Raw genomic sequence first — 13724 nt, 5'->3', positions numbered from 1 at the left:
CTGCGATTGTGCCAGATCGTGCCGAAGCCGTTTGGGCGGCTGTACACCGTTGCGTGGCCGCTCATGCGAGCGGGAAGCCTGGGTCGAACGTCGCGCGCACGTCGAGCGGCTGGCGCAGCAGTCCAGCCTTCAGGTAGAAGTCGGCCGTGCGTTGTTGTTCGGCGATGACCGTCGCGTCGATCGGCAGCCAGCGCGTGTTGCGGCGCTCGAACTGCAGTTTCGCGGCCGCCGGTGGAATGCCGATGATGCGCGCGAGTGCGGCGGAATACGCGTCGGCATGCCGGTACGACCACGTCTGCGCGCGCACGACGCGCCGCAGGAAATCGTGCAGCACGTCGCGCTTCGACGCGATCGCCGCGTCGGTCGACGCAATGTAGCTGAGGCCCGACCACAGTCCGCGACCATTGACGAGCACGCGCGCGCGGCCGCTCGTTTCGGCGAGCGCGGTATAGGGTTCCCAGGTCGCCCAGGCATCGATCGAACCGGTTGCGAGCGCAAGCATCGTGTCGGCCGGCGGCAGGAAGCGGAACGAGACGGCGTCGGGCGGTAGGCCGGCCGCGTCGAGCGCCTTCAGCGTGACGAAATGGCCGATCGAGCCGCGCGTTGTGCCGATGCGCTTGCCCTTCAGGTCGGCGGCGCGCTTCAGCGCCGCATCGGGCTGCACGAGCACGGCCGTGCCGTACGGATCGGAACGGTTCGCGCCGATCACCTTGATGCGTGCGCCCGACGCGAGCGCGAAGATCACCGGCGCGTCGCCGATCGGGCCACAGTCGACGGCGGCCGCGTTCAGCGCTTCGGCAAGCGGCGCGGCAGCCGGGAACTCGGTCCACGCAATGTCGTACGCCAGGCCGTTCAGTTCGCCGGCCGCTTCGAGCAGCGCGCGCAGCCCGCCTTTCTGGTCGCCGGCGCGCAGCAGCGGCCGTGTGCCCGATTGTGCGCGCAGGGCAGCCGGGGCCGCGGCGATCGTGGCGAGGGCGCTCGCTCGCGCGAGGAAATGGCGTCGGGTCGAATTCATCGTGAAGCTCGGTCGGAAGAGAAGTTCAGGGATTCAATCAATGCGGGAGCCCGGCCTGCACATCGCGCACGGGCTCGGTATCGACGCGCAGCAGCAGCGCAGTCAGCGGATCGCCAGTCGCTGCCGGTACGGCCGGTCGTGCGGTGGCGTCCGAGCGGCACAGCAGGTCGGCGTCCGACCAGCCGGCGCTGCCCGGCAATGCGCGTGCCCGCAGCCAGCCGCGGCGATCGGCGAGGAGCTGCGTGCCGCCGAGCGCGTCGGGCGCCACGCCGGCGATCGTCGCGAATGCGAGCCACGCATCGGGCGTCGACGCGACGCAATCGGCCCGCGCCGGGGCGGTTGCCTGCGCCACGGGCGCGCCGCGTGCGGTGACGAGCAGGGTTTGCCAGCGCGCGTCTTCCGGCGGGGGCGTCGCACCCGGCGCGAGCGCGACGATGCGCACGCGCTGGCCTGCGCGCCAGCGCTCGAGCGGCTGGGGCGCGGCAGCGCCGCAGCGTACGTCGAGCGCCGGCAGCGGGACGGGCACGGGCCACGCGCCTTCCGCCTGCGCGCCGCTGCCCGCGGCGAGCGCTTTCAGGTAGTCGAGCACGGCCCAGGTGTCCTGGGGCCCGAGCGTCGCGGCGAAGCCGGGCATCGTCGATGCGCCGTGTTCGTCGCGCGTGCCGTGCCGCACGCGCCAGAACAGCTCGCCGTCGAGACGACGGGCGAGCAGCGCGCCGGCGAAGGTCGGCGGCCAGTGCGAGAGCGTGGCCGCGAGCGGCCCTTCGCCGCGTCCGTCCGTGCCGTGGCATGCCACGCAGTGTTGCGCATACAGGTGCGCGCCGCGCATCACGTTCGAGACGGAAAACGGCGCGGGATCGCGCTGGAAACTCGTCGGCACGGCGGGCGAGAGCCACAGCGACGACGGCGGCCACGGCGCGAACCACGCAACGGCCAGCGCGGCGAGCACCGACGCGACACGCCACTTGCGTGAAGCGAGTGCGATGCATGCGAGCACGACGGCCAGCGCCGTCGCCGCCGCGGCGAACGCGAGTTGCCGCGTGAGTCCCGCGTCGATGCGCAGCGTTTCGAGCGCGATGCGGCGGGCCCACGGCCACGCGGCTTGACCATCGGCGTCGCCCGTCAGCCCGGTCGCATGCAGCACGTGCGCCAGCGCGATTTGCGCGCGATACAGCCCTTGCAGAAACATGAGCGCCCAGTCGGCGAACGTCGGCGCGTTCATCGGCTACGTGCCTGCCGCGCGGCGGGCCTTCGTCGAACGGCACCGCGCATTTACCAGCTCGCATCGAGCCCGAGGTGCCGCAATGCGTCGTGACGCAGTTCGGCGAGGCGCGGGTCGCCGCGATGGCGCGGGTAGGGCAGGTCGACGCGCAATTCGGCGACTATCTTCGCGGGGCGCGGCCCGAATACGATCACGCGCTGCGCCAGGAACAGCGCTTCCTCGACATCGTGCGTGACGAGCAGCGCGGAGAAGCCGTCACGCTGCCACAGCGCGGTGAGCTCGGCCTGCATCGTGAGCCGCGTCAGCGAATCGAGCTTGCCGAGCGGCTCGTCGAGAATCAGCAGGCGCGGATCGTTGACGAGCGCGCGGGCCAGCGCGACCCGCTGCGCCATCCCGCCGGACAACTGATGCGGGAACACGTTCGAGAATTCCTGCAGCCCGACGCGCGCGAGCGCATCGTCGACACGATGCTGCGACGCACGCGCCACGCCGCGCGCCTCGAGGCCGAGCGCGACGTTCGCGCGCACGCGCCGCCACGGGTACAGCGTCGGGTCCTGGAACACGACGATGCGCGACGGATCGGGTTGCTCGATCGGCACGCCGTCCTGTGCGATCGTGCCTTGTCGCGCGGCGTCGAGGCCCGCGACGAGGCGCAGCAGCGTCGATTTCCCGCAGCCGCTCGGGCCGAGCAGCGCGACGAATTCGCCGGCCGCGACCGACAGCGTGACGTCGTCGAGCACCGGCAGCGCACCGCCGGGGCCGTCGAACGCATGGCTCACGCGGCGGATGTCGATGCGCGCACCGCGCGGCGCCGTGACGGCGGGCGCAGCGGCAACGGAAGATGCAACGGAGGATTCGAGTACGGCGGCGCTCACCATTTGACGGTTCCTTTCTGCCAGGCGAGCACGCGGTCGCGCACCGCGAACAGCAGCGCGATCAGCCCGGAAAACAGTAGCGCCATCACGATCAGCGCCGCATACATGTTGACGTACGACGCCCAGCCCTGCGCCCAGCTCAGGTACCAGCCGAGCCCCGACTTGACGCCCATCATCTCGGCGACGACCAGCACCGTGAACGACGCGCTCAATCCCATGAAGATGCCGACGAACACGTGCGGCAGCGCAGCCGGAATCGCGACGCGCAGCACGAGGAAGCGTGCATTCGCGCCGAGCGTGCGCGCGACGTCGTAGTACTGCTTGTTGACGCTCGCGACGCCCGACCACGTGAGCACTGCGACCGGGAAACCGGTTGCGAGCGCGATCAGGAACGCGGCGGCCGAATAGCTCGACGGGAAGAAGTAGAACGTGAGCGGCAGCAGCGCGGTGGCAGGCACGGGGCCGAGCACGCGCAGCACCGGATGCACCCAGTAGCCGATCCGGCGCGACCAGCCGATCGACACGCCGACCGCGAAGCCCACCACGACACCGTATGCAAACCCGAGCCCGAGCAGCTTCAGCGTGTTGCCGGCGCTGCCGAGGAGGCGCGGCCAGTCGTCGGCGTAGACCTCGATCAGCGCCTGCGGCGGCGCAAAGAACGGCGTCGGCAGCCAGCCGGTTTTCGCGGTGACGATTTCCCATGCGGCGAGCACGAGCGGCAGCGCGACGAGCCACGGGCCGGCCGGGCGCACGCGCGCGAGCCGCGTGCGCGTCGCGGGAACGAGATGGCCGAGCGTCGCCGCGACGAGCAGCAACGCGGCGATCGTCCACGCGCCGACGGCGAATTCGCCGGTGTACGCCCAGTCGCTGAAGCCGACGACGCGGTTCGGCCACAGTTGCGTGAGTGCGCCGAGCGCGCCCCATGCGAGCGCGGCGGCAATGCCGGTCGGCCAGGTGCGCGCGCGGCGGGCTTCGGCGGCCAGCGAGGCTTCGCAGGCCGTGCACGCGACGCGCGGCGCGGATGCGATGGCATTGCCGCCTGAAGGGGCGGGCGCGGTGCGTGCAGGGGCAGCGTGTTCGATCGTCGACATCGCGTCACCCCAGCACGTTCGCATAGACCTGCTGCGCGAAGCGCTGCGGGTCGGTGCTCTTCTTCAGCACGCTGATGCGGCGGAAGTCGTCCGCGTAGAACGCGATTTCCTGCTGGAGGTCGACGTTGGTCGGGTGGTGGTTGTAGGTGAGCGTCGCGTAGAGCTTGCGCAAGTCCTCGGGGCTGATCTTCGGCGAATACTTCGCGAATACCTTCGCGGCTTCGTTCGGGTTGTCGTGCGTGAACTCGGTGGCCTGCACGATCGAGCGCGCGAGTGCGGCGGCCGACGGCCGGTCGTTGCGCACGAGGTCGCCGCGCGCGCCGATCACGCAGCACACCTTGCGCGCGTATTCGCCGGACAGGTTCGTCGCCAGTTCGGTGTACGCACCGTTGCTGCGCTTTTCGAGCAGATAGAGATTCGGGTCGCCGTCGGCGATCGCGTGGATCTCGCCCTTGTCGACCGCGACGCCCAACAGGTCGGCCGGATACTGCCGCCACGTGATGTCGCGCTCGGGATCGATTCCGTTCTTCGCGAGCAGGATCGAGAAGAAATGCTTGCCGGGCGCAGCCAGATCGCTGACGCCGACCGTCTTGCCCTTCAGCGCCTGCAGCGTCGTGACGCCCGCCGCCTTCGCGCCGAGCAGCCGCACGCAGCCGCCATGCGAGCTGCCGATGATCTTCACGTCGAAGCCGGCTTCGAGCGGCTTCAGCCAGCGGTGGATCATCCCGACCGCCGCATCGGCCTTGCCGGTCGCAATCGATTCGAGCAACTGGTCGGTCGAGCCGCTGTAGTTGATCAGCTCGACCTTCAGGCCGTTCTTCTCGAAGAAGCCGCGCTCCTGCGCGACGACGATCGGCGTCAGGCAGAACGCGTTCTGGTTCCACGCGAACGTGAGCTTCTTCAGCGGCGGCGCGGACCAGGCCTTGCGGCCCAGCGTGATTGCGGGCGCGGCGAGCGCGACGGCGCCGGCGGCGCGCAGCAGCTTGCGGCGTTTGTCGTCGTGCGCGTCGGCGGGCGCGGGTGCGGGCGCGGTGGTTCGGGTCATGTGGTCTGGTCTCCGGTCGTGCGGAAAGGCGCTCAGTCGAGCAGGTCGGGTTCGTCGGCGACGACGCGCGCGAACAGGCTGTCGAATGCATGCAGCGCACCCTCGGGGCCCCCGATCTGGCCGTGCGTGTGGCGCGCGGTCGCGTGATCGATCGGTTGCGGCGTGCCGGCCGCCTCGGCCAGCAACTGCGTGTGGGCGGCGTTGTCGAGCGCGATGTACCACCATGCGGCGGCCTCGACCGTCGGGCCGGCGGTCAGGATCCCGTGGTTTTTCAGGATCACGCCCTTGTGCGTGGTGCCATCCGGCTTTACCAGCGTTTCCGCGATCCGCGCGCCTTCGCTCGTGTCGACGACCATTCCCGTGAAGTCGTCGAACAGTGCGTGGTCTTCGTAGAACACGCAGGCGTCCTGCGTGAGCGGATCGAGCGGGCGGCCGAGCGTCGACCATGCCTTGCCGTACGTCGAATGCGTATGTGCGACGGCGACGATGTGCGGATGCGCGTCGTGGATCGCCGCATGGATCGCGAACGCGGCCTTGTTCAGCGGCCGCGTGCCGATCGCGGTTTCGCCGCGCGCGTTGACGAGCAGCAGGTCGGACACCTTGATCTGCGAGAAATGCACGCCGAGCGGATTCACCCAGAAGTGGTCGGGCAGTTCGGGGTCGCGTGCGGTGATGTGGCCGGCGAGCCCCTGCGCGAAGCCGAAACGTGCGAACAGGCGGAATGCGGCCGCGAGCCGTTCCTGACGGTGACGGCGCTCGGCGGAGACGTCGATGCGCGGCGCCGGCGGATCGAACCAGAAATGCTGGCGTGGTGCGTCGGCGAGTGCGAGGCCCGATGCGGTGCGGACGGGCGAGGAAAGGACGGCGGACATGATGGCGTAGGGCTCCGTATGGCTCCGTTGGGCTCAGGCCGCGCGGCGTGCCGCGTCGCGGGCGGCGACGGCGCTGCGCACGCGCGGAATCAGTTCGCGGCCGTAGTCGATCGCATCTTCCAGCGGATCGAAGCCGCGGATCAGGAACGTCGTCACGCCGAGGTCGTAGTAGTCGAGCAGCGCGTCGGCGACCTGTTCGGGCGTGCCGACGAGCGCCGTCGAATTCGAGCGGGCGCCGGTGAGCTTCGCGATCTCGGTCCACAGCCGCTTGTCGACGCGCGAGCCGCGATCGGCCGCGGCGAGCAGGCGGCGCGCGCCTTCGCTCTGCTGCGGGCCGCCGGCGCCGAGGCCGGCCGCTTCGCGCAGCCTGCGCGTTTCGTCGAGGATGCGATGCGCGCGGGCCCAGGCTTCGTCTTCGGTCGCGGCGAGGATCGGGCGGAACGACACGGAGAAACGCACCTGCCGGCCGTGCCGCGCGGCTTCGGCGCGCACGCGCGTCGTCAGGTCGCGCACCTGGTCGAGCGATTCGCCCCACAGCGCGTAGACGTCCGCGTGCTTGCCGGCCACCGCGAGCGCGGCTTCCGACGCGCCACCGAAATAGATCGGCACATGCGGCTGCTGGAATGGCTTCACTTCCGAAAAGCCCTGCTTGAACCGGTAGTGCGTGCCGTCGTGATCGAACGGCTGCGCGTCGGTCCAGATCCGCCGCAGGATGCCGAGGTATTCGTCGGTGCGTGCATAGCGCGCGTCGTGGTCGAGGAAGTCGCCGTCGCGCTGTTGTTCGCTGTCCGAGCCGCCGGAGATGAAGTGCACGGCGAGCCGGCCACGGCTGAACTGGTCGAGCGTCGCGATTTGTCGCGCGGCGAGCGTCGGCGCGGTGAAGCCGGGGCGATGCGCGAGCATGAAGTGAATGCGCTCGGTCGCGGCCGCCGCGAACGCGATCGTCAGCGTCGCCGACGGGCCGGTCGAGTGGTGCGGCACGAGGATCCGGTCGAAGCCGGCCGTCTCGTGGGCGCGTGCAAAGTCGCGCACGTAATCGGGATCGACGACCGGGCCGGACGGCGGGTGGATTTCCGACTGCTTCTGGCTCTGGATCATGCCGATGAATTCGACGCTCATCTGGGTCTCCGGTACAGGGACGTCCCGGCGCGTGGCCGGGCAGGAATGGAGCGCAGGTTAACGCCGAGATCATGCGAAACGGAAATAATCAATCCCGATTTGAATATCAGATTTGCATGGTTTGGGCGGGGGTGCGCCGCGCATACGCTGTGGGCTCACGAACGATCGGGCGCGCGGGCGCCGGCGAATCCGGCGCCGTGCGTTCCGGATCGCCGACTTCATGAGCAACCGTGCCGCGTGGCGATCGATTGCCGCTATTGCCGCCTGTCCGTATTACTTTCCGTATCACCCAGGGAATCCGTCTCGATGTCCGCCAGCCTTGCCGCTTCCTCGCCTCAGCCTCAGCCGCGTTCGCTGCGCCTCCTGCCCACCGAAGATGTCGACGCCGACGATGCACGCGTTGCCGCGCTGCTCGACCGCCTCGCGCCGGAGCTGGCCGCCGATGCGGCCCGCAACGACGTCGGTGGCCGCTTCCCGCACGAGAACTTCGCGCGGCTGCAGCGCGCGGGGCTGATCGCGCAGGTCGTGCCGCGCGAGCATGGCGGCGCCGGTGCGACGCTCGCGCAGGCGAGCCGGATCGTAGCTGCCGTCGCGCGGGCCGATCCGGCGACCGCGCTGGTGCTGACGATGACGTACCTGCAGCATCGCGCGCTCGGCCGTGCCGACAACCGCTGGCCGGCGCAGGTCCGGGCCGCGGTGTTCGACAGCGCGGTCGCCCACGGCGCGCTGATCAACGCGCTGCGCGTCGAGCCCGCGCTCGGTTCGCCGTCGCGCGGCGGCCTGCCGGAAACCATTGCACGGCGGGACGGCGACGGCTGGCGGTTGTCCGGTCACAAGCTGTACAGCACCGGGATTCCGGCGCTGCGCTGGCTGGCCGTGTGGGCGCGCACCGATGAGCCGGCGCCGCGAGTCGGCGTGTTTCTCGTGCCGCGCGATCCCGATGCGGAGGGCGATCGCATCCGCGTGATCGAAAGCTGGAATCACCTCGGCCTGCGTGCGTCAGGCAGCCATGAGGTCGTGTTCGACGGCGTGTGGCTGCCGGCCGATCACGCGGTCGACGTACGCGCGCCGGACGCATGGGCCGTGTCGGCCGCGACCCACGCGGATGCCGACGCGCAGGCCGACCAGCAGGCGTGGATGGTCGCGCTGCTCGGCAGCCTGTACGACGCGGTGGCGCGAGCGTCGCGCGACTGGCTGGTCGGATTCGCGACGACGCGTGCGCCGAGCGGGCTGGGCGCGCCGCTCGCGACGCTGCCGCGTGTGCAGGAAGCGGTCGGGGAAATCGAGGGCTGGCTGCATGCGAACCGCGTGCTGCTCGACGATCACATCGCGCGCACCGACGCGGGCAATGCACCGACGGCCACGACGAGCGGCCTCGTCAAGCGCACCGTGACCGAGCATGCGATTCGCGTGGTCGAGCAGGCGTTGAAGCTGTCGGGCAATCACGGGCTGAGCCGCGCCAATCCGCTCGAACGCCACTATCGCGACGTGCTGTGCAGCCGCGTGCATACGCCGCAGGACGATGCGATCGCGGTGGCGGCGGGGCGTGCGGCGCTCGAAGCGGTGAGCAGGGGTGAGACGAAGAGCGAAACGAAGGGCGAGACGGAGGGCGAGACGGAGACGAACGGGGCGCGGGTCAACGGGACCGAACGCGGCCGCGGCGATGCATGATCGGAGCAGGGCTGGCTCGAGCGCCAATCGGGCGGCGCGATGCCGCCGCCGCCCGGTACGGTCAAGCCGCCTTGCCGTGCGTCTGCTCGGGCAACGCGAACGCCGTGCGCGCATGCGCGGCAACGGCGGCGAGCGGTGCGTCGAAGCGGGCCGCATCGTGCCGGCGCAGCAACCACAGATCGATCTGCGGCTTGAAATCGGTGAGCGGCACGATGTCGAGCGCATCGCGCAGCGGACTGCCTTCGACGAGCGGCAGCGGCATCAGCCCGATACCGAAGCCGTTCGCGACGCTCTGCAACTGCAGGTCGCGGCCGTAGGTGTCGAGCGTGACCGGCATCGGCAGGCCTTGCGCGTCGAGCGCGCGCCGCAAGCCCGCGCGAAAACCGCAGCCGTCCGGATTGAGCACCCAGCCACGCGCGTGGCAATCGGCGAGCCGGTAGCTGCGGCGCGGCCAGTCACCCTTGCGGCCAACCGCGACGAGCCGCGTGGCCAGCAGCCGTTCGCCCTCGACCTGCGCCGGCAGCACCATTTCGCGCGCGAGGAACACGAGCGCCGCATCGAGTTCGCGGCGGGCGACGCGCTCGACGAGCATGCCGCCCCACGCAGTCGTGACCTGCGTCGCGAGTGCGGGCCACTGCGCGGCGAGTTCGGTGATCAGCGCGGGCAGCATCAGTTCGCCGAGGCCCTGCGTGAGCCCGATCCGGAATTCGCCGGCGGGCGGCTGCTCACCGGCTGTCAGCTCGCGCAGCGCATCGACTTCGCGCAGGATCGCGCGACACTGCTCGAACACCTGGCGGCCGATGTCGGTCGGGCGCGGCGGCTTCGTATTGCGATCGAGCAGGATCACGCCGAGCGCTTCCTCGAGATTCTGGACGCGCCGCGTGATCGCGGGTTGCGTCATCCCGAGCTCGGCCGCGGCCTGGCTCAGGGTCTGGCAGCGGACGACCGCTGCAAAAGCGTCGATATCGCTAATTTTCATGTTTGTTCTGCATGGTCTTTCGGGTGCATCATGACGATCCATCATATTCGGCATCATATTCGAGGAGTCAGCCGATGAGTACGCTTTCGTTGCATCAGACGCCGCTGCGGCCGTTCGTCGATGGTCTGGGCGCGTTGCTCGCGTCCGGCGCGAACGAGGCGCGCATCCTCGACGAGGGCAGCGCGCTGCTCGCCGGGCTCGTCGAACACGACGACTGGTTGCCCGACGCATTCGCGCAGCCCGACCCCGCGCGCTACCGGCAGTACCTGCTGCATCTTGACCCGGATGAGCGGTTCTCGGTCGTCAGCTTCGTATGGGGGCCCGGCCAGACGACACCGATCCACAACCACACGGTGTGGGGGCTGATCGGGATGCTGCGCGGCGGCGAGTTCTCGCAGCCGTACGGATTCGACGCAGCGGGCAAGCCCGTGCCGGCGGGCGACGCCGTGCGGCTGCAACCGGGCGAAATCGAGGCCGTGTCGCCGCGCATCGGCGACGTCCACCGCGTGACCAACGCATTCGCGGATCAGGTATCGATCAGCATCCACGTGTACGGCGCGAACATCGGCAAGGTCGAGCGCGCGGTATTCCTCGACGACGGTACCGTGAAGCCTTTCGTGTCGGGTTATTCGAATGCCTGACGCCTGATGCAACGCCCGCGGGCGCGGCCGGTTGCCGGCACGCGTCGGCGGGCTCAAGATTCATCCGTTCCGCTTTCTTCACCGACTTCAACGCATTCAAGACAGAGACACCGTGACGCAATTCGCCGATTCCACTTCCCGCTTTCCCGTCGCGTCGTACCAGGACGTGCGCGCACGCCTGCTGGCCCGCGACGAGATCGCGCTGATCGACGTACGCGAGGAAGATCCGTACGCGCAGGGCCACCCGCTGTGGGCCGCCAACTTTCCGCTGTCGAAACTCGAACTCGATGCGTGGACGCGGATTCCGCGCCGCGACACGCCGATCGTCGTGTTTGGCGAAGCGGGCGGCGAGGATCTCGCGCCGCGCGCGGCCGCCAAGCTCGCACAACTCGGTTACGCCGATGTGCGGCTGCTCGATGGCGGCCTCGCGGGCTGGCTCGCCGCGGGCGGCGAGCTGTTCATCGACGTGAACGTGCCGAGCAAGTCGTTCGGCGAATGGGTCGAGGCCGAACGGCATACGCCGTCGCTGTCCGCGCAGGAGGTGCAGGCGCTGATCGACGCGAAGGCCGATGTCGTGATCGTCGACGCGCGCCGTTTCGACGAATACCAGACGATGAACATCCCGACGTCGACGAGTGTGCCGGGCGCGGAACTCGTGCTGCGCGTGCGCGCGCTCGCGCCGAACCCGGCGACGCAGGTGATCGTCAACTGCGCGGGCCGCACGCGCAGCATCATCGGCACGCAGTCGCTGGTCAACGCGCGGCTGCCGAACCCGGTCGCCGCGCTGCGTAACGGCACGATCGGCTGGACGCTCGCGGGCCAGACGCTCGAACGCGGCGCCGCGCGGCGCTTTCCGGACGACATCGACGCGACCCAGCGTGCCGACGCCCGTCAGGCGGCACGCGCGGTGGCCGAACGCGCGGGCGTGCCGCGCATCGCGCTCGCGGACGTCGCCGCACTCGACGAGCCGGGCCGCACGCTGTACCGCTTCGACGTGCGCACGCCGGAGGAATACGAAGCCGGCCACCTGCCGGGCTTTTTGAGCACGCCGGGCGGCCAGCTCGTGCAGGAGACCGACCATCACGCGGCCGTGCGCGGCGCGCGGATCGTGCTCGCCGACGATGACGGCGTGCGTGCCGACATGACCGCGTCGTGGCTCGCGCAGATGGGCTGGGACGTGCGGGTCGTCGAACCGGAGGACGGTGCGGCGAAGTTCGCCGAGCACGGCCAGCCGCCGCGCGACGTGCCGGCGACGCCGGCCGTGACCGACGTATCGCCCGCGACGCTCGCGGGCTGGCTGAAGGAGGCCGCACCCGGCGAGCTGGCGATCGTCGACGTGACGGCCAGCGCGAACTACGTGAAGCGGCATATCCCGGGTGCGTGGTTTGCCGTGCGTGCGCAGTTGCGTGATGCGCTCGCGGCGATTCCGCCCGCGAAGCGCTATGTGTTCACGTGCGGATCGAGCCTGCTGGCGCGGTTCGCGGCGGACGACGCCCGCGCGCTGCTGCCGGCTTCGGCTGAAATCTCGGTGCTCACCGGTGGCACGGCCGCGTGGATCGAGGCCGGGCTGCCGCTCGAAAGCGGCGAGACGCATCTGGCGTCACCGCGTGTCGACCGCTACCGGCGCCCGTACGAAGGCACCGACAACGCGGCGGCCGCAATGCAGGCGTATCTCGACTGGGAGTACGGGCTGGTCGATCAGTTGAAGCGGGACGGCACGCATCACTTCAACGTGATCTGACCGATGCGATGCGACCGGGTGCGGCGCGTCGTGCGTCGCGCCCGGTCACGGTGCGGGTCAGCGCTTGAACGTATCGACCGCCGTGCGGCCGACGGCCGGATCGTCGGTGAAGAAGCCGTCGATGCCCGCGCGCAGGTACGCCTGGATCTCGCGCACCGAGCCGGCCGTGTTGCGCGTGGCCGGCGTGCCGCCGTCCTTCAACGACGCGGGCAGGAAGTTGTTCTCCGGGCGGAACGTGTACGGATGCACGACGAGGCCGGCCTCGTGCGCGTAGCGCACGTACGGCGTCGGCTGCTGCAGCGTGCCGTCCGCGGCGACCGCGATGATCGACGTCTTGTACGGGCCGACGCCGTTCGCATAGGTCGCGACCTCGCGCATGCCGTCACGCGTCGACAGGTCGCCGTAGGTGCGCTTGTCGTTCGCCTTCACGAAGTCGTACGGGCGCTGGCCGGCTTCGTCCATCAGCTGCACGAGCTTCCAGTTCGGCTGGCTCGACTTGATCCGGTTGCGGATCGTCTTCAGGTTCGCGACCTCGAACGACTGGATGTAGACGGTCGCCGTGCGCGCCGTGTACGAATCCTTCAGCAGCGCATCGACGAGACGGTCCTCGAGCGGCAGGCCGATCGACTGGAAGTAGGTCGGATGCTTGGTTTCCGGATACAGGTGGATCGTGCGGCCGGTCTGCGCGGACAGCTGCTTCGCGAGCGCGACGATCTCGTCGAACGTCGGAATCTCGAACTGGTCGTTGTACGCGGTGTTCGCGGGGCGCACCTGCGGAATGCGCTCGCGGGCGCGCAGCGTCTTCAGCTCGGCGAGCGTGAAATCCTCGGTGAACCAGCCGGTCAGCTCCGCGCCGTCGATCGTCTTGGTCGCCTTGCGGCTCGCGAACTGCGGCAGCGTCGACACGTTCGTCGTGCCCGAGATCTCGTTTTCGTGACGCGCGACCAGCACGCCGTCGCGGGTCGATACGAGGTCGGGCTCGATTACGTCCGCGCCGTCCTCGACCGCCTTGCGGTACGACGCGAGCGTGTGTTCGGGGCGCAGCGCGCTTGCGCCGCGATGGCCGACCACCTGGACCTTCGCGGAAATTGGCTGGGTGGGATCGGATGCGACATCGTCGTCGCCGCCGCAAGCAGCGAGCAGGAACGCGGCGGCACAGGCGAACGGAACGTAGCGCAGGGTGGTCGGGCGCTTGAAGAGCATGTCGATGAACCTTCGAAACGAGAGTCGGAAAGGGGTGATCGCTCCGGCGGTGCGGCTGTCGTGGCGTGTCGCGCGGAGTCGAATGGGACGCGATCGTCGCATCGAATAATTACATATGTATTACTTGTGCCTTTCCGTTCAGTATTTTTAGGGCGCGATGCCGGCGGCAGGGTGGCTGACTGCGCCTGGCGGGTGGTGCTTTCCGGCGGTCTCAGGCAGGTCGCGGGCCGGATGCACTAAACTTGCGGGA

At 69.7% G+C, this 13724-nt stretch carries 12 protein-coding genes; 3 read left to right on the top strand and 9 right to left on the bottom strand.

Translation table 11 applies throughout. The features are described from left to right. Window positions 1-61: 61 nt before the first annotated feature. From BCEP18194_RS31570 to BCEP18194_RS31540, 7 genes are read right to left on the bottom strand one after another with little or no spacing between them, the layout of a single operon-like run. Window positions 62-1015, bottom strand: a complete 954-nt coding sequence (locus tag BCEP18194_RS31570; protein ID WP_011355363.1) for an ABC transporter substrate-binding protein — start codon at window positions 1013-1015, stop codon at window positions 62-64. A 37-nt stretch (window positions 1016-1052) separates the two neighbouring features. Further along, on the bottom strand, window positions 1053-2237 hold the full coding sequence (locus BCEP18194_RS31565; protein WP_011355362.1) for a c-type cytochrome: 1185 nt from the start codon (window positions 2235-2237) through the stop codon (window positions 1053-1055). Window positions 2238-2287: 50 nt separating this feature from the next. After that, entirely contained in the window at window positions 2288-3115 is an 828-nt protein-coding gene (locus BCEP18194_RS31560) for an ABC transporter ATP-binding protein (RefSeq protein WP_011355361.1), read from the bottom strand. Beyond that, complete coding sequence (locus tag BCEP18194_RS31555) at window positions 3109-4203, bottom strand: ABC transporter permease (RefSeq protein WP_011355360.1); 1095 nt, start codon at window positions 4201-4203, stop codon at window positions 3109-3111. The genes BCEP18194_RS31560 and BCEP18194_RS31555 overlap by 7 nt, the downstream gene beginning before the upstream one ends. 4 nt (window positions 4204-4207) lie before the next feature. Continuing rightward, complete coding sequence (locus tag BCEP18194_RS31550) at window positions 4208-5248, bottom strand: ABC transporter substrate-binding protein (RefSeq protein ID WP_011355359.1); 1041 nt, start codon at window positions 5246-5248, stop codon at window positions 4208-4210. Between the two features lie 32 nt (window positions 5249-5280). Beyond that, window positions 5281-6120, bottom strand: a complete 840-nt coding sequence (locus tag BCEP18194_RS31545) for a class II aldolase/adducin family protein (protein WP_011355358.1) — start codon at window positions 6118-6120, stop codon at window positions 5281-5283. A gap of 33 nt (window positions 6121-6153) precedes the next feature. After that, entirely contained in the window at window positions 6154-7239 is a 1086-nt protein-coding gene (locus BCEP18194_RS31540) for an LLM class flavin-dependent oxidoreductase (protein ID WP_011355357.1), read from the bottom strand. A 306-nt stretch (window positions 7240-7545) separates the two neighbouring features. Between BCEP18194_RS31540 and BCEP18194_RS31535 the strand changes: the two genes are divergently transcribed. Next, window positions 7546-8910, top strand: coding sequence for an acyl-CoA dehydrogenase family protein (locus tag BCEP18194_RS31535; RefSeq protein ID WP_011355356.1), 1365 nt, complete (start codon window positions 7546-7548; stop codon window positions 8908-8910). Between the two features lie 61 nt (window positions 8911-8971). Here the strand turns inward: BCEP18194_RS31535 and BCEP18194_RS31530 are convergent, their stop codons facing one another. Then, the gene (locus tag BCEP18194_RS31530; protein ID WP_208860716.1) at window positions 8972-9946 is read right to left on the bottom strand and encodes a LysR family transcriptional regulator; all 975 of its coding nucleotides are present in this window, start codon (window positions 9944-9946) and stop codon (window positions 8972-8974) included. A 17-nt stretch (window positions 9947-9963) separates the two neighbouring features. Between BCEP18194_RS31530 and BCEP18194_RS31525 the strand changes: the two genes are divergently transcribed. Both BCEP18194_RS31525 and BCEP18194_RS31520 read left to right on the top strand, forming a co-directional pair. Next, window positions 9964-10530 carry a cysteine dioxygenase gene (locus tag BCEP18194_RS31525; RefSeq protein ID WP_011355354.1) on the top strand — a complete coding sequence of 189 codons (567 nt, stop codon included), beginning with the start codon at window positions 9964-9966 and terminating at the stop codon, window positions 10528-10530. Between the two features lie 112 nt (window positions 10531-10642). Continuing rightward, window positions 10643-12271 (top strand): rhodanese-related sulfurtransferase, encoded by a 1629-nt coding sequence (locus BCEP18194_RS31520; protein ID WP_041493320.1) that lies wholly within the window; start codon window positions 10643-10645, stop codon window positions 12269-12271. A 57-nt stretch (window positions 12272-12328) separates the two neighbouring features. Here BCEP18194_RS31520 and BCEP18194_RS31515 read toward each other — a convergent pair whose 3' ends face one another. Further along, complete coding sequence (locus tag BCEP18194_RS31515) at window positions 12329-13474, bottom strand: glycerophosphodiester phosphodiesterase (RefSeq protein WP_011355352.1); 1146 nt, start codon at window positions 13472-13474, stop codon at window positions 12329-12331. Window positions 13475-13724 lie beyond the last annotated feature (250 nt).

Origin of the sequence: Burkholderia lata, from assembly GCF_000012945.1 — a bacterium.
Taxonomy (GTDB): Bacteria; Pseudomonadota; Gammaproteobacteria; order Burkholderiales; family Burkholderiaceae; genus Burkholderia; species Burkholderia lata.
This window is presented reverse-complemented; position numbering and strand designations above follow the sequence as displayed.

Bases quoted from the DNA above. Each gene is read 5' to 3' on its own strand.
- BCEP18194_RS31535 (WP_011355356.1), top strand. From the start codon at position 7,546: ATGTCCGCCAGCCTTGCCGCTTCCTCGCCTCAGCCTCAGCCGCGTTCG.
- BCEP18194_RS31530 (WP_208860716.1), bottom strand. From the start codon at position 9,946: ATGATGCCGAATATGATGGATCGTCATGATGCACCCGAAAGACCATGC.
- BCEP18194_RS31550 (WP_011355359.1), bottom strand. From the start codon at position 5,248: ATGACCCGAACCACCGCGCCCGCACCCGCGCCCGCCGACGCGCACGAC.
- BCEP18194_RS31570 (WP_011355363.1), bottom strand. From the start codon at position 1,015: ATGAATTCGACCCGACGCCATTTCCTCGCGCGAGCGAGCGCCCTCGCC.
- BCEP18194_RS31555 (WP_011355360.1), bottom strand. From the start codon at position 4,203: ATGTCGACGATCGAACACGCTGCCCCTGCACGCACCGCGCCCGCCCCT.
- BCEP18194_RS31560 (WP_011355361.1), bottom strand. From the start codon at position 3,115: ATGGTGAGCGCCGCCGTACTCGAATCCTCCGTTGCATCTTCCGTTGCC.
- BCEP18194_RS31515 (WP_011355352.1), bottom strand. From the start codon at position 13,474: ATGCTCTTCAAGCGCCCGACCACCCTGCGCTACGTTCCGTTCGCCTGT.
- BCEP18194_RS31565 (WP_011355362.1), bottom strand. From the start codon at position 2,237: ATGAACGCGCCGACGTTCGCCGACTGGGCGCTCATGTTTCTGCAAGGG.
- BCEP18194_RS31525 (WP_011355354.1), top strand. From the start codon at position 9,964: ATGAGTACGCTTTCGTTGCATCAGACGCCGCTGCGGCCGTTCGTCGAT.
- BCEP18194_RS31540 (WP_011355357.1), bottom strand. From the start codon at position 7,239: ATGAGCGTCGAATTCATCGGCATGATCCAGAGCCAGAAGCAGTCGGAA.
- BCEP18194_RS31545 (WP_011355358.1), bottom strand. From the start codon at position 6,120: ATGTCCGCCGTCCTTTCCTCGCCCGTCCGCACCGCATCGGGCCTCGCA.